The 17,483-nt window shown below is 74.7% G+C and carries 16 protein-coding genes; 12 read left to right on the forward strand and 4 right to left on the reverse strand.

The window, feature by feature from the left end:
- Positions 1-118: 118 nt before the first annotated feature.
- Both NT8_RS20025 and NT8_RS20030 read right to left on the reverse strand, forming a co-directional pair.
- A complete protein-coding gene (locus NT8_RS20025; protein WP_067971864.1) occupies positions 119-1,537 on the reverse strand; it encodes a glycoside hydrolase family 18 protein in 1,419 nt (472 codons plus the stop codon).
- Positions 1,538-1,649: 112 nt separating this feature from the next.
- Entirely contained in the window at positions 1,650-3,605 is a 1,956-nt protein-coding gene (locus NT8_RS20030; RefSeq protein WP_067971866.1) for a glycoside hydrolase family 18 chitinase, read from the reverse strand.
- A gap of 482 nt (positions 3,606-4,087) precedes the next feature.
- On the opposite strand from NT8_RS20030, the gene NT8_RS20035 reads away from it, so the two are divergent.
- From NT8_RS20035 to NT8_RS20080, 11 genes are all read left to right on the forward strand, one after another.
- The gene (locus NT8_RS20035; RefSeq protein WP_174549607.1) at positions 4,088-4,633 is read left to right on the forward strand and encodes a MarR family winged helix-turn-helix transcriptional regulator; all 546 of its coding nucleotides are present in this window, start codon (positions 4,088-4,090) and stop codon (positions 4,631-4,633) included.
- Positions 4,634-4,751: 118 nt separating this feature from the next.
- The gene (locus NT8_RS20040) at positions 4,752-6,455 is read left to right on the forward strand and encodes an acyl-CoA mutase large subunit family protein (protein WP_067971869.1); all 1,704 of its coding nucleotides are present in this window, start codon (positions 4,752-4,754) and stop codon (positions 6,453-6,455) included.
- 115 nt (positions 6,456-6,570) lie between these two features.
- Complete coding sequence (locus tag NT8_RS20045) at positions 6,571-7,512, forward strand: tetratricopeptide repeat protein (protein WP_067971872.1); 942 nt, start codon at positions 6,571-6,573, stop codon at positions 7,510-7,512.
- 90 nt (positions 7,513-7,602) lie between these two features.
- Positions 7,603-8,322 carry a cytidylate kinase-like family protein gene (locus NT8_RS20050; protein ID WP_067971874.1) on the forward strand — a complete coding sequence of 240 codons (720 nt, stop codon included), beginning with the start codon at positions 7,603-7,605 and terminating at the stop codon, positions 8,320-8,322.
- A 289-nt stretch (positions 8,323-8,611) separates the two neighbouring features.
- Complete coding sequence (locus NT8_RS20055; RefSeq protein WP_067971877.1) at positions 8,612-10,009, forward strand: NAD-dependent malic enzyme; 1,398 nt, start codon at positions 8,612-8,614, stop codon at positions 10,007-10,009.
- 103 nt (positions 10,010-10,112) lie between these two features.
- A complete protein-coding gene (locus NT8_RS20060; RefSeq protein ID WP_067971880.1) occupies positions 10,113-10,697 on the forward strand; it encodes a YqgE/AlgH family protein in 585 nt (194 codons plus the stop codon).
- A gap of 54 nt (positions 10,698-10,751) precedes the next feature.
- Positions 10,752-11,024: a DUF3039 domain-containing protein gene (locus NT8_RS20065; RefSeq protein ID WP_067971883.1), complete on the forward strand. Its 273-nt coding sequence runs from the start codon at positions 10,752-10,754 to the stop codon at positions 11,022-11,024.
- Positions 11,025-11,356: 332 nt separating this feature from the next.
- Entirely contained in the window at positions 11,357-12,169 is an 813-nt protein-coding gene (locus tag NT8_RS20070) for a class E sortase (protein ID WP_067971886.1), read from the forward strand.
- A gap of 7 nt (positions 12,170-12,176) precedes the next feature.
- Entirely contained in the window at positions 12,177-12,347 is a 171-nt protein-coding gene (locus tag NT8_RS29985; protein ID WP_169805235.1) for a hypothetical protein, read from the forward strand.
- Between the two features lie 143 nt (positions 12,348-12,490).
- Positions 12,491-14,203, forward strand: coding sequence for a DEAD/DEAH box helicase (locus NT8_RS20075; RefSeq protein WP_067971889.1), 1,713 nt, complete (start codon positions 12,491-12,493; stop codon positions 14,201-14,203).
- Between the two features lie 115 nt (positions 14,204-14,318).
- Entirely contained in the window at positions 14,319-15,278 is a 960-nt protein-coding gene (locus tag NT8_RS20080; RefSeq protein WP_067971892.1) for a zinc metalloprotease, read from the forward strand.
- Between the two features lie 65 nt (positions 15,279-15,343).
- Here NT8_RS20080 and NT8_RS20085 read toward each other — a convergent pair whose 3' ends face one another.
- Positions 15,344-15,832, reverse strand: a complete 489-nt coding sequence (locus tag NT8_RS20085; RefSeq protein WP_067971895.1) for an SRPBCC family protein — start codon at positions 15,830-15,832, stop codon at positions 15,344-15,346.
- Positions 15,829-16,290 (reverse strand): ArsR/SmtB family transcription factor, encoded by a 462-nt coding sequence (locus NT8_RS20090; RefSeq protein ID WP_084469120.1) that lies wholly within the window; start codon positions 16,288-16,290, stop codon positions 15,829-15,831. Before NT8_RS20090 ends, NT8_RS20085 begins: the two co-directional genes overlap by 4 nt.
- A 168-nt stretch (positions 16,291-16,458) precedes the next feature.
- Between NT8_RS20090 and NT8_RS20095 the strand changes: the two genes are divergently transcribed.
- Positions 16,459-17,483 (forward strand): serine/threonine-protein kinase (locus NT8_RS20095; protein ID WP_245646253.1); only part of this gene is annotated, 1,025 nt, incomplete at its 3' end.

Here is a 17,483-nt window from a genome sequence, read left to right on the forward strand (position 1 = left end):
CGGCCCGCCGCACCGGGCCGCCGCCGCGATGAGGACCGGAGTGGGGAGGGGAGCGTCACCCCGGTCCTGGTCTGCCGTACCGGGTCCGGCCGTGCGGCCGCCGGACCCCGGCCCCGGGTCAGCCCCGGCCGGGCCGCCCGTGGCCGTGCCCCGGCCCGTGCCCGTGCCCGTGGTCGTGGTCGCCGTCCGCGCCGTTGAGTTCGCCGTCGATCGCGTCGTAGAGGGAGCCCTCGGCGTCGTCGCCGTCCAGCGACCACGCCATGACCCCGCCCAGCCCGTTCTCGCGCGCCCACTCGGCCTTGCCCGCGATCACCGCCGGGTCGTCGAACGTCCAGAACTCCTCGCCGTTGTAGAGCCAGGCGGCGCCCGCCTCCTCGTCGCGGTACACCTCGAAGCCCTCGAACCGGGAGATCACCCGGTAGTCGTTGTAGCCCGCCTCGTACTCGCCCGGCGCGGCCCCGGTGGCCGGGGCGTAGAGCCCGTCACCGCCCGCGCCCGGCTCCACACCGGTCCAGCCGCGGCCGTAGAACGGCACCCCCAGCACCAGGTCGGCGGGGTCGGCGCCGCGGTCCACGTACGCCTGGACGACCGTCTCGACGCTGCGCTCGGGCGCCCCGGGGCGGTCGGGGGCGCGCAGGTTGGACTGCAGCCCCGTCGCCGGGTCCCAGGCGCCGGCCAGGTCGTAGCCCTGCACGTTGACGAAGTCGAAGTTCGGCATCAGCTCGGGGATCTCGTAGCCGGCGTCGATCGCCGCGGTCGACGCGGGCACGAACGCGGTCAGCCCGTAGTGGCGGCCGCGCTCCTCGCCCAGCTCGTCGAGCTGGCGGCGGAACTCCGCGACCAGGCCGGTGTAGTTCTCCCGGTCCTCGGGGCGGATGACGTTGCCCGGCTCGCCCTCGGTGGCCGGCCACTCCCAGTCGAGGTCGATGCCGTCGAACAGGCCCTTCGCGGCGCCCCGGCCGCCGGCCCCGTTGAGCCGCGGCAGGTCGCCCCGGAGGAACAGGTCGATGCACGACTCCACGGCGCGCTCGCGGTTCTCCGGCAGGGCGGCGGTGGAGAAGTTGTCCGACCACGCCCACCCGCCGAGCGCGATGTACACCTTGAGGTCCGGGTTCTCGCGCTTGAGCTCGCGGAGCTGGTTGAAGTTGCCGCGCAGCGGCTGCCCGCGGCGGTCGCCGCGCCCGTCGACGCTCTCGGAGCCGCGGTAGGGCCGCCCGTAGTCGGCGTAGGCGTCGCCCCGGCCCTCCTCGTCGGTCATGAAGCACTCGCCGTCCTCGTCGAGGTTGCCGAACGCGTAGTTGAGGTGGGTGAGGCGCTCGGCCGTGCCGCTGTCGGCGAGGTCCTTGACGGTGAACCCGCGGTCCTCGGGGCCCCACTGGGTGAAGTAGCCGACCTGGCGGTAGGGGACGTCGCCGCCGTGGCCGTTCCCATGGCCGGGGCCGCGGTGGTCGGCGGCCGCGGGCACCGCGGCGAGGGGCAGGACGAGCAGGGCGCCGAGCGCGGCCGCGAGGCCGGGGCGGAAGCGGGGGATGCGCATGTGCGGGCGTCTCCGTTGTGCGTAGGGCGGTGGCCGGTCGTCGGGTCGGTGGGGGCGGATCGGGTCGGGTGGGGGGCCGGGGCGGGCGGCACCGCCCGCCCCGGCCGGTCGGTCAGGGGGCGAGCGCCCCGTCGAGAGCGGTCATCAGGCTGCCCTGGTCGTCGTCGCCGTCCAGGGACCAGATCATCACGCCGCCCAGGTCGCGCTGCTGCGACCAGTCGGCCTTCTGCCGCATCGACACCTCGTCGTCGTAGGTCCAGAACGTGGTGCCGTTGTAGAGCCAGGCGGTGCCGGCCGCGTCGTCGCGGTGCAGCGTGTACCCGGAGAGCCGGGTGAGGTTCTTCCAGTCGTCGATGCCGGCCTCGTAGGGCCCCGGCGCCGGGCCGGTGGCCCGCTGGAAGAGGCCGTCGCCGCGGGGCCCGGCGGGTACGCCGGTCCAGCCGCGCCCGTAGAACGGCACGCCCAGCACGATCTTGTCCGCCGGGGCGCCGCGGTCGATCCAGGCGTCCACGGTGATCTCGGCGCTGTAGTGGTCGGGGCCGGGGTCGCCGGCGGCGAGCACGAGGTTGGACTGGTGGTTGGTGGTGGTCTCCCAGCCGCCGTGGAAGTCGTAGCCCTGCACGGTGATGAAGTCGAAGTCGGGCATGATCTCGGGGACCTCGAACCCGGCGTCGATCTTGCGCGGGTCGGCGGGCATGAACGAGGTCAGCTCGAAGTCGCGGCCGGTCTCGGCGCCGAGCGCGTCCAGCTGGGTGCGGAACTCCTGGACCAGCGCGGTGTAGTTCTCGCGGTCCTCGGGGCGCACGATGTTGTCCGGGTGCCCCTCGGAGGCGGGCCACTCCCAGTCCAGGTCGATGCCGTCGAAGACGCCGTAGCCGGACCCGGGTCCGCCCGCGCCGTCGAAGACGGGCAGGTTGCCGCGGAGGAACATGTCGATGCACGAGCTGACCATGCGCCGGCGCGAGGCGTCGGTGCGCACCGCGTCGGAGAGGTAGCGCGACCAGGTCCACCCGCCGATGGACAGGTTGACCTTCAGGTGCGGGTACTCCTCCTTCAGCTCGCGGAGCTGGTTGAAGTTGCCGCGCAGGTCCTGGTCCCAGGTGTCGCCCACGCCGTCGACGCTCTCGCCGGCGCCGAACGACCGGCCGTAGTCGGCCCAGGCGTCGCCCTGGCCGGCCTGGTTGGCCTGGAAGCACTGCCCGTTGGCGTTGATGTTGGCGAACGCGTAGTTGATGTGCGTGAGCTTTTCGGCGGTGCCGCTGGTGGCGATGTCGTTCACCAGGTAGCCGCGCTGGTAGATGCCCCACTGGGTGAAGTAGCCGACGCGGCGCTCGCCGGCCGGCGGCTCGCCGCCCCCGCCCTCGGCGGTGCGGCCGGTCACCGCTGTGCTGGCGGGCGACCGGTTGCCGGCGGCGTCGAAGGCGCGGACGGTGAAGGTGTAGTCGGTGGCGGGGGTGAGGCCGCCGACCGTGGCCGAGGGGGTGTCGCCCACCACGGTGCGCACCAGCTCGTCGCCGCGCAGGACCTCGTACCCGGCGACGCCCACGTTGTCGCCGGAGCGGGTCCAGTCCAGGGTGAGGCTGGTGGACGTGGCCGCGCCGACGCGCAGGCCGGTCGGGGCGGAGGGGGCCTCGGTGTCGTCCTCGCCGGACTGGCCGGAGCAGGGCGCGCCGTCGAGGGTGCAGGCGGTCGGGGCGGTCGCGCCGCCGGCGTAGGTGCCGTTGAACCCGATGGTGTAGGTGCCGCCCGCGGGGACGGAGGCGCCCCAGCTCGGCGGGGTGAGCGTGTAGTCGGAGCCGGAGCGGGCCATGGTGGCGTTCCACAGGCTGGTGACCTGGGCGCCGCCGGGCAGGGTGAACCGGATCGTCCAGTTGCTCAGGGCGGTACCGGAGTCGTTGTCGATGGTGAACTGGCCGCTGTAGCCGGTCTCCCAGCGGGCGCCCTCGGTGTAGACGACCGTGACCCCGGCGGGGGCGGCCGCAGCGGGGGCGGGGGCGAGGGCGACGGGGGCGGCGAGGACCGCGGCGGCGATCGCGGCGATCCAGCCTCGGGGGAGGAGGGTTCTCACGTTCGTTCGTCTCCTACGGGGGAGCGGGGGGATGGCGCCGCCACCCGGTGGGGCCGGGGGCGGACGGAACGTGACGGGTCCGGGGCGGCGGGCCGTCTGCTGCGGGAGCGGATCGGTCGGCGGGTTCGGGGTGCGGGCGGCCGGGTGGCCGGCCCGCGCGGGCGGGTCCCGGCGGGGGCCGGTCCGCCGGCCCGGCGCGGGGCGGGTCGGCGGGGTCCGGGCGGCGCCCGGGCCGGGCCCCACCGGGGAAGCGAATTTTTAGGAAACTTAACTATTAGTTTCTGGGAGGGTCAATGCCCCGCTGCAAAATTCCCGGTCGGGGTGCCGCTCCGTGCCCGCGCCGTCACCGCGGCGCCCGGTCCGGCGGAGGTGGCGGACCGGACCAGTGGGCCGCCGCGCACCGTGGCCGAGGTCGGCCAGGGGCGGCCGTTGACCGTCCCGCCCGTGCCTGCTAGCCGCCCGGAGGTCGCTAGAGTGGCGCCGTGGGAAACCCGCTGAACCTCGCCTTCGACCCGATCGAGCGTGCGCACGAGAACTGGACCCGGCGCTGGGGTCCCTCCTCCGCCATGGTCGCGGTCACCTCGATCATGCGGGCGCAGCAGATCCTCATCGGGCAGCTCGACGGCGCCCTCAAGCCGTACGAGCTGACGTTCGCCCGGTACGAGGCCCTGGTGCTGCTCACGTTCAGCTCCACCGGGGCGCTGCCGCTCGGCAAGATCGGCGAGCGCCTGATGGTGCACCCCACGAGCGTCACCAACACCATCGACCGGCTGGAGCGGCAGGGGCTGGTCCGCCGCCGGCCCAACCCGAGCGACGGCCGGGGCACCCTCGCCGAGATCACCGACGCCGGCCGCGAGGTCGTCGAGGACGCCACCCGCGACCTCACCGCCATGGACTTCGGCCTGGGCTGCTACGACGGCGACGAGCTGTGGGACATCCACGCCCGGCTCACCCGGCTGCGCGTCGACTTCGGCGACTTCCCCGACCCCGGGCCCCGTCCGGCCGAGGACGGCCCCGCGCCCCGCTGACCGGGGCCGCCGCCGCGCCCCGGGGGCGGCGCGGTCGGACGGCACTGTGAAGCGGCGCTGTGGGGCGGCACTGTGGACGGCACTGGGCAAAACTAGTTGGAAGTCCTACTATCCGTGTATGGCCAACGCTGAGGACATCGAGGCGGGGCGCGCCCGCTGGCAGGCGCGCTACGACGCCGCGCGCACCCGCGACGCCGACTTCACCACGCTCTCCGGAGAGCCGGTCGACCCGGTCTACGGGCCGCCGCCGGGCACCGGGCAGCCGGGCTTCGAGCGCATCGGTTGGCCCGGCGAGTTCCCCTTCACCCGCGGCCTGCACCCCACCGGCTACCGGGGCCGCACCTGGACCATCCGGCAGTTCGCCGGGTTCGGCAACGCGGTGCAGACCAACGAGCGGTACAAGATGATCCTCGCCTCCGGGGGCGGCGGGCTGTCGGTGGCCTTCGACATGCCCACCCTCATGGGCTACGACTCCGACGACCCGCACGCCCTGGGCGAGGTCGGCCACTGCGGGGTCGCCATCGACTCCGCCGCCGACATGGACGTCCTCTTCGAGGGCATCCCCCTCGGCGACACCACCACCTCCATGACCATCAGCGGGCCGGCCATCCCCGTCTTCTGCATGTACCTCGCCGCCGCCGAGCGCCAGGGCGTCGACACCGCCACCCTCAACGGCACCCTGCAGACCGACATCTTCAAGGAGTACATCGCCCAGAAGGAGTGGCTGTACCCGCCCGAGCCGCACCTGCGGCTCATCGGCGACCTGATGGAGTACTGCGCCGCCGAGATCCCCGCGTTCAAGCCGCTGTCGGTGTCGGGCTACCACATCCGCGAGGCCGGGGCCACGGCGGCGCAGGAGCTGGCGTTCACCCTCGCCGACGGGTTCGGCTACGTCGAGCTGGGGCTGTCGCGCGGACTCGACGTCGACGCGTTCGCGCCCGGCCTGTCGTTCTTCTTCGACGCCCACATCGACTTCTTCGAGGAGATCGCCAAGTTCCGCGCGGCCCGCCGCATCTGGGCCCGCTGGATGCGCGACACCTACGGCGCCACCACCGCCAAGGCGCAGTGGCTGCGCTTCCACACCCAGACCGCCGGGGTCTCCCTCACCGCCCAGCAGCCCTACAACAACGTCGTGCGCACCGCCGTCGAGGCGCTGTCGGCCGTCCTGGGCGGCACCAACTCGCTGCACACCAACGCCCTCGACGAGACCCTGGCGCTGCCCACCGAGCAGTCCGCCGAGATCGCCCTGCGCACCCAGCAGGTGCTCATGGAGGAGACCGGGGTGGGCAACGTCGCCGACCCCCTCGGCGGCTCCTACTACGTCGAGGCCCTGACCGACCGCATCGAGGCCGAGGCCGAGCGCACCTTCGCCCGCATCCGGGCCATGGGCGGCGGCGACACCGCCGGCCACCCGATCGGCCCGATGACCTCCGGCATCCTGGCGGGCATCGAGAGCGGCTGGTTCAGCTCCGAGATCGCCGAGTCCGCGTTCCGCTACCAGCAGGCGCTGGAGAAGGACGAGAAGCGCATCGTCGGCGTCAACCGGCACACCGCCACCGTCTCCGGCGAACTGGAGATCCTGCGCATCAGCCACGAGGTCGAGCGCGAGCAGCGGCGCGCGCTGGCCGACCGCCGGGCCCGCCGCGACCAGGCCGCCGTCGACACCGCGCTGGAGCGGCTGCTGGCGGCCGTCCGCGACCCCGCCCGGCCCAACCTCATCCCGGTGATCCTCGACGCCGCCCGCGCCGAAGCCACCCTCGGCGAGATCTGCGGCACCATGGGGCGCGAGTTCGGCACCTACACCGAGGACCCCCGCTTCTGACCGCGGTCGGCCGCGCGGGCGCCCGCGCGACCGGCGCGTCCGCCGGTCCGCGGCCGCCCGCGCCGACCCCGGGGAGCGCTCCCCGGAGCCCTCCGGCATGCGGCAGGATGGAGGCATGCAGCCTTCGGACTACTCCATGCAGAGCGCGGTCGACCTCGGAGCTCGCAAGGCGGCCTTGGAACGCGAGGCCAAGCGGCAGGCCGAGGAGTCCTCCGGCACCGCCAATCCGTACGCCATCGACGTCAACGAGCAGAACTTCCAGCAGGAGGTGCTGGAGGCCTCGATGAGCGCCCCCGTGGTGCTCGCCGTCCTCCAGGCCCGCTCCGAGCAGTCGGCCCAGGTCGAGCAGGCCCTCGACGGGCTGGCGATCGAGGCCGGCGGGCAGTGGGGCGTCGCCAAGATCGACGTCCAGGCCAGCCCCGCCCTCGCCCAGGCGCTGCGCGTGCCGGGCGTCCCCATGGTCGCCATGGTCATCGGCGGCCAGGTCGTGCCCGGCCCGGCCGGGCCCGCCACCCGCGAGCAGCTGCGCGACTGGCTCTCCCAGGTCTTCGACGGCCTGCGCCAGCAGGGCGTGCTGCCGCAGGACTACGCGGGGCTCGGCCCCGAGCAGGACGCCGCCGCGCAGGCCGGCCCCGACGGCGCCGCCGACCCGGCCGACCTGGAGGCCCAGGAGGCCCTCCAGCGCGGCGACATCGCGGCCGCCGAGGCCGTCTACGCCAAGGCAGCCGAGGCCGACCCCAAGAACGAGGCGGCCAAGCTGAAGCTGGCCCAGGTGCGCCTCCTCGGCCGGGTCCGCGAACTCGACGCCGCGGCCACCCGCCAGGCCGCCGCCGACCGCCCCGACGACGTCGAGGCGCAGGCGCGCGTCGCCGACATCGACATGTACGGCGGCAAGTTCGAGGACGCCTTCGACCGGATGATCGCCACCGTCCGCCGCACCTCCGGCGACGACCGCGACGCCGCGCGCCGGCACCTGCTGCTGCTGTTCGAGGTGCTGCCCGCCGGCGACCCCCGGGTCGGCAAGGCCCGCCGCTCCCTCACCGCGGCGCTGTTCTAGGCCGCCCCCGGCCGGTCCGACCGGGTGATCCGGGGCCGTTCGCGGGTACCACAGGACACACGCGTACCCGCGACCCAGGGGGCGGTCCCGATGACCCACGTGGTGACGATCTCCGCGACCTACGGGGCCGGCGGGGCCCGGGTCGGCCCCGCCGTCGCCCGCCGCCTGGGGGTGCCCTTCGTGGACCGCGCCATCCCCGGCGCGGTCGCCAAGGGCATCGGCTGCTCCCTCGAGGAGGCGCTGCACCACGACGACCGCGCCCCCACCGGGCTGGACCGGCTGCTGGCCGGCGCCTGCCGGCTGCCCGGCGCCTCCCTCAGCGGGGTCGAGGCCGCCTACGTGGGCGCCACCGGCCCCGAGGGACGGCTGCTCTACGACCGCGAGTTCGTGGAGCACACCGAGCACGTGATCCGCGCGGTCGGCGGGCGGGGCGGGGTCGTCCTGGGCCGGGCGGCCGCCGTGGTGCTCGCCGACGTGCCGCACGCGCTGCACGTGCGCCTCGACGGCCCCCGCGAACGCCGGCTGGAGCAGGCCGCCGCGCTGCGCCGGTCCGGCGGCGAGGACGCCCCGCCCGACCGCGGCGAGCGCGACGACACCACCGGCGCCGCCTGGCACCCGCCCACGCTGCGCGACCTGGACGACAACGACCGCGCCCGCGCCGCCTACGTGCGCCGGTTCTACCGGACGGATCCGGCCGCCCCCGGCCTCTACCACCTCCTCGTCGACTCGACCGCCGTCGCCCTGACCACCATCGTCGACGTCGTCGAACGCCTCGCCCGCGAGCGCGCCGAGGCCGCCGGCCGGCGCTGATGTGACGGATGTCATCGGCCGGGTCGGACCCCCCGGCCGGGCAACCGGACCGGCCGTGCGAAAAGATGGACGATCAATGCGCGATGTCCGGTTCGCGGTGCCGAGGTGCCGCGGACGATCAGCGCCGATGGCACCATGAGAAGGCGCCGACCCCCACGGCGCCGCCCCCCGACCCCCGCCCGGAACCCGACCGCCGCCGTGCTCCGCGGCGGCCCGCGGCCGGGCGCGCGAGCGGTGCGGGCGCACGGGCGAACGCGGCAGACAGATCCGTCGATTCAAGGAGCTTCACGTGGCCACCCTCCCCAGCGTTTCCTATTCGATTACGGTTCGCCTGGAACTCGACGGACACGGCAGCGCTGTCGGCAGCCTGACCAACGCCGTCGAGGCCGTCGGCGGCGTCATCACCGCGCTCGACGTCGCCTCGGCCGGCCACGAGCGCATCCGCATCGACGTGACCTGCGCGGCCCGCGACACCGACCACGCCCAGGCCATCGTGGACGCCCTGGGCGCCATCGACGGCGTCACCGTGCACAAGGTCAGCGACCGCACCTTCCTGATGCACCTCGGCGGCAAGATCGAGATGAAGTCGAAGGTGCCGCTGCGCAACCGCGACGAGCTGTCGATGGCCTACACGCCGGGCGTCGCCCGCGTCTCCCAGGCCATCGCCGCCAACCGCGAGGACGCGCGCCGGCTGACCATCAAGCGCAACTCCGTCGCCGTCGTCACCGACGGGTCGGCGGTGCTGGGGCTGGGCAACATCGGCCCCGAGGCCGCCATGCCGGTCATGGAGGGCAAGGCGGCGCTGTTCAAACGCTTCGCCGACATCGACGCCTGGCCGATCGCGCTCGACACCCAGGACGTGGACGAGATCGTCCGGACCGTGCAGATCCTCGCCCCCGGCTTCGGCGGCATCAACCTGGAGGACATCTCCGCGCCCCGCTGCTTCGAGGTCGAGGCGCGGCTGCGCGAACTGCTCGACATCCCGGTCTTCCACGACGACCAGCACGGCACCGCCATCGTCGTCCTCGCCGCCCTGAAGAACGCCCTGCGCGTCGTCGGCAAGAACCTCGGCGAGGTCCGCATCGCGATGTCCGGCGCGGGGGCCGCCGGAACCGCGATCCTCAAGCTGCTCATGCACGCCGGCGCCAAGCACGTCATCGTCTGCGACATCCACGGCGCGGTGCACCAGGGCCGCGAGCACCTCGACGCCAACCTGGAGTGGATCGCCGCCAACACCAACCCCGAGGGCTACAGCGGCGACCTCAGGGGCGCCGTCAACGGCGCCGACGTGTTCATCGGCGTCTCGGCGCCCAACGTCCTCAGCGGCGAGGACATCGCCGAGATGAACGACGACTCCATCATCTTCGCCCTGGCCAACCCCGACCCCGAGGTCGACCCCGAGGTCGCCCACCTGCACGCCGCCGTGGTCGCCACCGGCCGCAGCGACTACCCCAACCAGATCAACAACGTGCTGGTGTTCCCCGGGGTGTTCCGCGGCCTGCTCGACGCGCAGAGCCGGCACGTCGACTCCGACATGATGCTCGCCGCCGCGCAGGCGCTCGCCGACGTCGTCACCGACGACGAACTGGGCCCGCACTACATCATCCCGAGCGTCTTCCAGTCCGAACTGTCCCAGCACGTCGCGTCCGCCGTCCGCAAGGCCGCGGCGCGCGAGCAGGGCGAGTAGCCGGCCGGGCCGCGCCGCCGCCGCGGCGTCCCCGCTGGTAAGGGTCGCCCGTAACGCGGTGCGGGGGTGGCGCGGCACCCCGGAGCGCGGTAGAGGTGGACCCATGGAGCGTTCGAGCCTGACCGGGTGCCTGCTCGTGGCCACCCCCCTCCTGGACGACCCGGAGTTCCGGCGGACCGTCGTCTTCGTCATCGACGACGGCTCCGACGAGGGCACCATCGGCGTCATCGTCAACCGGCCCTCCGGGCTGCCCGTGGGCGACGTCCTCGCCGAGTGGAGCGGGTGCGCCAGCGACCCCGCCGTCATGTTCGCGGGCGGCCCCGTGAGCACCGCCGCCGGGCTGGCCCTGGGCGTGCCCGGCGGCGCCGTCGCCCCGCCGGGGTGGCGGCCGCTGGAGGGCCTCGACGCCCGGTCGGGCGTCGCCGGGCTGGGCCTGGTCGACCTGGAGACCCCGCCCCGGGCGGGCCCGGGCGGCCTGGGGCGGCTGCGCGTCTTCGCCGGCTACGCCGGGTGGGGCGAGGGGCAGCTCGGCGCCGAGATCGACGAGGGCGCCTGGTACGTGCTGCCCGCCGTGCCCGACGACGTGTTCACGCCCGCCCCGGGGTCGCTGTGGTCGCGGGTGCTGCGCCGCCAGGGCGGCGACCTCGCCCTGGTGTCGACCTTCCCCGACGACCCGAGCCAGAACTGACCACCTCCGGCGCCCGCTACCGTGGGGAGGAGACGCAGGAGGTGTGAGGGCACGATGGCGATGACCAACACGGCCGGGGTCACCGACAAGGTGGCGCCGGAGAGCGATACCCGACCGGATATCTCGCATGATCCGGATATCTCGCACGGCGACGGCGACCGCGAGCGGTTCGCCCACTACGTGCAGAAGGACAAGATCACCGAGAGCGCGGTCACCGGCAGTCCGGTCATCGCGCTGTGCGGCAAGGTGTGGGTGCCCAACCGCGACCCCAAGAAGTTCCCGGTCTGCCCGGAGTGCAAGAAGATCTACGAGGAGATGATGGCCTGACCGGCCGCCGTCCCGGCACCCGCGCGCCCGGGGCCGCGCCCGCCCCGCGGGCCGCGGCCCCGGGCGCGGCCGTTCCCCCGTGGCAGCGGGCGGTGCGGCCGCCCGCCGGTGCTGTGCGGGGCGGCGCGGCGCGGTAGTCTCCGAGGGGGCGGACCGGTGGTTCCCGGCCCGCCGGCCGTGCTCGGCCGGCGCGCCCCCGCCGGACTCTCCCCCCAGCGAGTCCGTACGTCGAGGTCAATCGTCCTGGCGCAGCCACGCCCGCGTCCGCGGCCCCTCCCCGCTCCACGGTGCCCGCGATCCCGAGGCCGGCCGCGCGATCACGGGTAGGTCACATGGTTTACACGAGCGAACGGCGGTCGCACCGCGGGGGCCGCCGACGGGGCGGCGGCCGGGGGCGGCGCGGCCGGTCCGGTCCGCACCGCCGCACCGGCGGCGACGTCGCGCGCGGCGTCGTCCGCGGGTTCGGCGAACTGCTGTTCACCGCCGGCGTGCTGATGCTGTTCTTCGCGGTCTACGAGATCTACGGCAAGCAGATGGAGACCGACCGCGAGCAGGACCAGCTCGCCCAGGGCCTTGAGGAGCAGTGGGAGGCGCAGGCCGCGCAGAGGCCCGACTCCGAGCCGCTGCCGGGCGCCGCCAACAGCCGGATGTACATCCCCGACCTCGATCTCGACTGGGTCGTGGTCAACGGGGTCACCCAGGAGGACATCCGGTACAGCCCCGGCCACTACGGCGACGACGACGTCAGCGGCGGCGACGCCGCCGACCCCGGCGGGCTCGGCAACTACGCCGTCGCCGGGCACCGCACCCCCGGCATCTTCTGGGACCTGGACCTGCTGGAGAACGGCGACGTCATCGTCCTGGAGGACCGCGAGAACTTCTACACCTACGAGGTCGTCGACGAGGTCACGGTCACGCCCGACCAGGTCGAGGTGGTCGACCCCGACCCGTTCGACCCCGAGAACAACGACGACCCGCAGCGCCGCCTGCTGACCCTCACCACCTGTGCGCCCAAGCTCAACAACACGCACCGGCTGATCATCCACGCGGAGCTGACCGAGACCCGTCCCAAGGAGGAGGGCATGCCGGACGTCATCGCCGACATGGCGCCCGAGACCCAGGCCGCGGCCGGACAGGGGGTCTGATCCGCCCATGTACGGCCTGATCTGGAACCTGCTGCCCGGCCCGTGGTTCGTCAAGCTGGTGCTCGCGCTCGCGCTGCTGGCGGGCGCGGCCGCCCTGCTCTGGTACGTCGTCTTCCCGTGGATCGACCCCTACATGCCCTTCAACGACGGGGCCGTGGACGTCCAGGGCGGCGGTTGACCCGCCGCCCGGGGCCCGGGCCGCCGGCCGGCCGGGGCCCCGGTGCGGCGCGGCGAACGTGACGAACGCGCCGCCCCGGTTCCGCCGCCGCGGTGCCCGCGGCCGGATACCCTCGTCCGCGTGAGTACCAGGGGATGGGCGGAATGACGCTTCTCGACACCAGCACGACCGAACGACTCCAGGGCCTGCGCGCCTGGCAGCGCGAGGCCTTCGAGGAGTACTTCCGCCGGGACCCGCGCGACTTCCTCGCGGTGGCCACCCCGGGGGCCGGCAAGACCACCTTCGCGCTCACGCTCGCCAGCGAGCTGCTGGCCCGCCGGGTCGTGTGGGCCGTCACCGTGGTCTGCCCCACCGAGCACCTGAAGAAGCAGTGGGCCGAGGCCGCCGCCCGGTTCGGCATCGCCCTCGACCCCGACTTCAAGAACGGGCAGGGAGCCCTCGGCCGGCAGTACATCGGCGCCGCCGTCACCTACGCGCAGGTGGCCGCCCACCCGATGCTGCACCGCAACCGCACCGAGGCCCGGCGCACCCTGGTCATCTTCGACGAGGTCCACCACGCGGGCGACGCCCTGTCCTGGGGCGACGCCGTGCGCGAGGCGTTCGACCCGGCGGCGCGGCGGCTCTCCCTGACCGGCACCCCGTTCCGCTCCGACGTCAACCCGATCCCGTTCGTCGACTACGTCCAGGACCACGCGGGCATCCGCCGCTGCTCCTGGGACTACAGCTACGGGTACGCGCCGGCGCTCGCCGACGGCGTGGTGCGGCCGGTCATCTTCATGGCCTACTCGGGCGAGATGCGGTGGCGCACCAAGGCGGGCGACGAACTCGCCGCCCGCCTGGGCGAGCCCCTCACCCCCGACGCGCTCTCCCAGGCGTGGCGGGCCGCGCTCGACCCCAAGGGCGACTGGATCCGCAAGGTGCTGGCCGCCGCCGACCGCCGGCTGACCGAGGTGCGCAACAGCACCCCCGACGCGGGCGGCCTGGTCATCGCCACCGACCACGAGAACGCCCGCGCCTACGCGCGCATCCTGCGCCAGATCACCGGGCGCGGCGCCACCGTGGTGCTGTCCGACGACCCCACCGCCAGCAAGAAGATCAAGCAGTTCGCCGAGTCCGACGACCGGTGGATGATCGCGGTGCGCATGGTGTCCGAGGGCGTCGACGTGCCCCGACTGATGGTCGGGGTCTATGCCACCTCCACCAGCACGGCGCTGTTCTTCGCCCAGGCCGTGGGCCGCTTCGTGCGGGTGCGCCGGCGCGGCGAGGTCGCGTCGGTGTTCCTGCCGTCGGTGCCCACGCTGCTGGAGTACGCGGGCGAGATGGAGCGCGAGCGCGACCACGCCCTGGACCGGCCGGTCCAGGAGGGCGGGCCGGAGCCCGAGCAGGACCTGATCGACGAGGCCCGGCGCAAGCGCGACACCCCCGACGCGGGCGACGAGCTGCCGTTCGAGACCATGGAGGCGTCGGCGGAGTTCGACCGCGCCCTCTACGACGGGTCGGAGTTCGGCGGCGGGGCGCCCGGGTCGCCCGAGGAGGAGGACTTCCTCGGCCTGCCCGGCCTGCTCGAACCCGACCAGGTGACCCAGCTGCTGCGCAAACGCAAGGCCGACCAGCGGGCGGGGGAGCTCAAGGCCCCCAAGGAGCAGGCGCGGCCCGCCCACGAGGTGATCGCGGAGCTGCGCCGCGAGCTCAACGGCCTGGTGGGCGCGTGGCACCACCGCACCGGCTCCCCGCACGGGGTCATCCACAACGAGCTGCGCCGCGCCTGCGGCGGGCCGCCGATCGCCCAGGCGTCGGAGGAGCAGCTGCGGCAGCGCATCGCCAAGCTGCGCAGCTGGGCCACCGGGGGCCGCTAGCCCCGCGGAGCCCGGCGGCGGGCGCCGCCAAGGGACGGCAAGGTCCGGTAAACACTTGGCCGGTGCGCCCGGCGGGCGGGCGCCGTGCGTGAACGCGTCGTTACCGTCCGGAGGTATGACTTCGACGCGTAGAGCGCTGTGTTCCGGGAGGGCCGGCACCGTCGGCGGGCTGCTGCTCAGCGGGCTGGCGCTCGCCGGTCTGGTCCTGACCGCCGCCCCGGAGGCCCCGGCCGAGGGGGCGGACCGCGCGGACCGCGCGGAGTGCGCCCCGACCGACGCCCGCGCCCGCCTGACCGGGCCGGCGGAGCCCGGCCGCGACGGCTCCGGGACGCTCACCCCCGAGCAGGCCGCCGAGTACGACCGGATGCTGCGCGACGCCGCCGTGCACCAGTCCGCCCCGGCCAAGCGGGCGACGGTCCCCGTCGTGGTGCACGTGATCTCCGCCGAGGACGGCAGCGGCCGCCTGTCCCGCGCCACGGTCGAGGAGCAGGTGGACGTCCTCAACACGGCGTTCGGCGGCGGGTACGGGGGCGCCGACACCGGCATCCGGTTCCGCCTCACCCGCATCACCCGCACGGTCGACGACGCGTGGTTCTCGGACTTCTCCGCGCACGAGGACGCCGCGAAGGAGCGGCTGCGCCGGGGCGGCGCGGGGACGCTGAACCTCTACACGGCCGACCTGGGCGAGGGGGTGCTCGGCGCGTCCACGTTCCCGCAGGAGTACGCCGACCACCCGGACGCCGACGGGGTGGTCGTCGACCACCGCTCCGTGCCCGGCGGCGGCCGGGAGAAGTTCGACCACGGCTTCACGGCCGTGCACGAGACCGGGCACTGGCTGGGGCTGTACCACACGTTCCAGAACGGGTGCGAGAAGCCGGGCGACTACGTGGGGGACACCCCGGCCGAGGCCGAGCAGGCGGCGGGCTGCCCCGAGGGCCGCGACACGTGCGCCGACCAGGCGGGTGACGACCCGGTCACCAACTTCATGAACTACAGCGACGACCCGTGCATGGACCGCTTCACCCGCGGCCAGGGGCGGCGCATGGCCGAGCACTGGGCGGCGTTCCGCGCCTGACCCGCGCGGCGGCGGCGGGCGGGGCCGCGCCCCGCCCGCCGCGTGCGCGCCCGGGCGCGGGCGGGTCAGCCCCGCGCCGCCAGGTCGGCGAGCACCTCGTCCAGGCGCTCCATGGAGTCGTTGACGCCGGACTCCATCCCCGTCTCCACCATGCCGTCGCGGTCGGCCACCGACTCGAAGACCGAGCGCTGGTGGATGACCGTGCGGCCGTCGCGCTCCTCGAAGGTCATCCGCTCCAGGCAGGCGTGGCCGGGCGTGCCCTCGAACTCGAAGGTCTGCACGATGCCGTCCGCCACCGACGGGGTCCCGTGGAACACGCCGTGGAAGGCGTAGGCGTTGCCGTCCTCGTCGGTGTGGACGTAGCGGTAGCCGCCGCCGGCGCGCACGTCGAAGTGGTCGATGGTCATCTTCAGGCCGCGCGGGCCGAGCCACCGGGCGATCAGATCGGGCTCGGAGTAGGCGCGGAACACCAGCTCGCGGGGCGCGTCGAACTCCCGGGTGATGGTGATGAACGGGGTGCCGGGTTCGGCGGTGATGCGGGTCTCGGCGGTCATGGCGTGGTCCCTTCCAAGGGTGCGCCGGTGTCCGGCGCTGCGGGTGGTTCGGTCGGTTCGGGCGGTCCGGCCGCGTCGGGCGCTTCTGTCGCGTCTGTCGGGTCGGCCGGGAGGGCCGGGTCCACCGGGGCCGGCGGTGCGGCGCGCAGGGCGGCGAGCAGCTCGTCCAGGCGCTCGTGGCTCTCCACCCAGTACGCCCGGTAGCGGGCGAGCCAGGCGGTCGCGTCGCGCAGCGGGTCGGCCTCCAGGTGGTTGATGCGGGCGGTGCCGCGGCGGGTCCGGGTGATCAGGCCCGCGCGCTCCAGCACCTTGAGGTGGCGGGAGACCGCGGGTTGGGACATCGCGAACGGCGCCGCGAGTTCGGCCACGTTGGCGTCGCCCTCGGCCAGCCGGGCCAGGATGGCGCGCCGGGTCGGGTCGGCGAGCGCGCCGAAGACGGCGCTGAGCTGGTCCTCCATTGATAACCACTTCGTTTTAGAACTTGTAGGTTAAGAATGCGCCCGTGACGGACCGTTGTCAACCCCCGCCCGGCCCCGGCACCGCGCCCCGCCACCCGGCCCGCGGCCGCGCGCGGCGTGGCATAGTCGTCGGGCGCACCCGCCCACCCCCGGACCAGGGACCCCGTGATGACCCAGCCCGCCCCGCAGCCCCCGCTGCCCGCCGGATTCACCCCCCTCGCCCCCGGCGACCCCCTCGCCATCGGCCCGTTCGCCGTCGTCGGACGCATCGGCGCGGGCGGCATGGGCGCGGTCTACGGCGCCCTGGACCCTTCCGGCGGCCACGTCGCGGTCAAGGTCATCCACCCCAAGTACGCCGGCGACCCGGCCTACCGGGCGCAGTTCGCCCGCGAGGCCGAACTGCTGAGCCGCGTCGACGCCGAGTGCGCCCCCGCGTTCCTCGGCGCCGACCCCGCCGCCCCGCAACCGTGGCTCGCCACGTCGTTCGTCACCGGGCGCACGCTGCGCCGGCACGTCGCCGCCGCCGGGGTGCTGGCCGGGGCGGAGCTGACCGCGTTCGCCGCCGGTACCGCCGAAGCCCTCGCCGCCGTGCACGCCGCCGGGATCACCCACCGCGACGTCAAGCCGGCCAACATCATCCTGTCGCCCGAGGGCCCCCGGGTGCTCGACTTCGGCATCGCCCGCGCCACCGATGACACCGGTGAGGAGCAGGGGCTCTACGGCACCCCCGGCTGGGTCGCGCCCGAACGCCTCGACGGCCGCCCCGCCACCCCCGCCGTCGACGTGTTCGCCTGGGGCGGCCTGGTCGTCTACGCCGCCACCGGCCACGGCCCCTTCGGCACCGGCGACTCCGGCACCCTCCTCGCCCGCACCCGCGCGGGCCGCCCCGACACCGAGGGCGTCCCCGAGGAGCTGCGGCCGCTCGTCGCCGCCGCCCTGTCCGCCGAGCCCGCCGACCGCCCCACCGCCGCCGAGGCGCTGGCGGCCCTGCTCGACCTCGCCGCGGCCGGCGCGCCCGGCGACCCGCGCGGGCGGCTGCGCGCCCTGCTCGCCGCCGCCTGGCACGGCTTCGAGGGCGGCCGCGGCGCCGGGCCGTGGATCGCCGCGGCGTCGCTGCTGTCGCTGTCGTCGGCCGTGGCCGGCGGCGCGGGCGGCGCGGCGGGCGGACTGGCGGCCGGGGGAGCGGCCGGGGG

It is taken from the genome of Nocardiopsis trehalosi NBRC 14201, assembly GCF_001552555.1.
Lineage (GTDB): Bacteria > Actinomycetota > Actinomycetes > Streptosporangiales > Streptosporangiaceae > Nocardiopsis_B > Nocardiopsis_B trehalosi.

Excerpts from the sequence above, each read along its gene's own strand:
- NT8_RS20025 (WP_067971864.1), bottom strand. The coding sequence starts at position 1,537 with ATGCGCATCCCCCGCTTCCGCCCCGGCCTCGCGGCCGCGCTCGGCGCC.
- NT8_RS20040 (WP_067971869.1), top strand. The coding sequence starts at position 4,752 with ATGGCCAACGCTGAGGACATCGAGGCGGGGCGCGCCCGCTGGCAGGCG.
- NT8_RS20045 (WP_067971872.1), top strand. The coding sequence starts at position 6,571 with ATGCAGCCTTCGGACTACTCCATGCAGAGCGCGGTCGACCTCGGAGCT.
- NT8_RS20050 (WP_067971874.1), top strand. The coding sequence starts at position 7,603 with ATGACCCACGTGGTGACGATCTCCGCGACCTACGGGGCCGGCGGGGCC.
- NT8_RS20060 (WP_067971880.1), top strand. The coding sequence starts at position 10,113 with ATGGAGCGTTCGAGCCTGACCGGGTGCCTGCTCGTGGCCACCCCCCTC.
- NT8_RS20065 (WP_067971883.1), top strand. The coding sequence starts at position 10,752 with ATGGCGATGACCAACACGGCCGGGGTCACCGACAAGGTGGCGCCGGAG.
- NT8_RS20070 (WP_067971886.1), top strand. The coding sequence starts at position 11,357 with ATGGTTTACACGAGCGAACGGCGGTCGCACCGCGGGGGCCGCCGACGG.
- NT8_RS29985 (WP_169805235.1), top strand. The coding sequence starts at position 12,177 with ATGTACGGCCTGATCTGGAACCTGCTGCCCGGCCCGTGGTTCGTCAAG.
- NT8_RS20075 (WP_067971889.1), top strand. The coding sequence starts at position 12,491 with ATGACGCTTCTCGACACCAGCACGACCGAACGACTCCAGGGCCTGCGC.
- NT8_RS20080 (WP_067971892.1), top strand. The coding sequence starts at position 14,319 with ATGACTTCGACGCGTAGAGCGCTGTGTTCCGGGAGGGCCGGCACCGTC.
- NT8_RS20085 (WP_067971895.1), bottom strand. The coding sequence starts at position 15,832 with ATGACCGCCGAGACCCGCATCACCGCCGAACCCGGCACCCCGTTCATC.
- NT8_RS20090 (WP_084469120.1), bottom strand. The coding sequence starts at position 16,290 with ATGGAGGACCAGCTCAGCGCCGTCTTCGGCGCGCTCGCCGACCCGACC.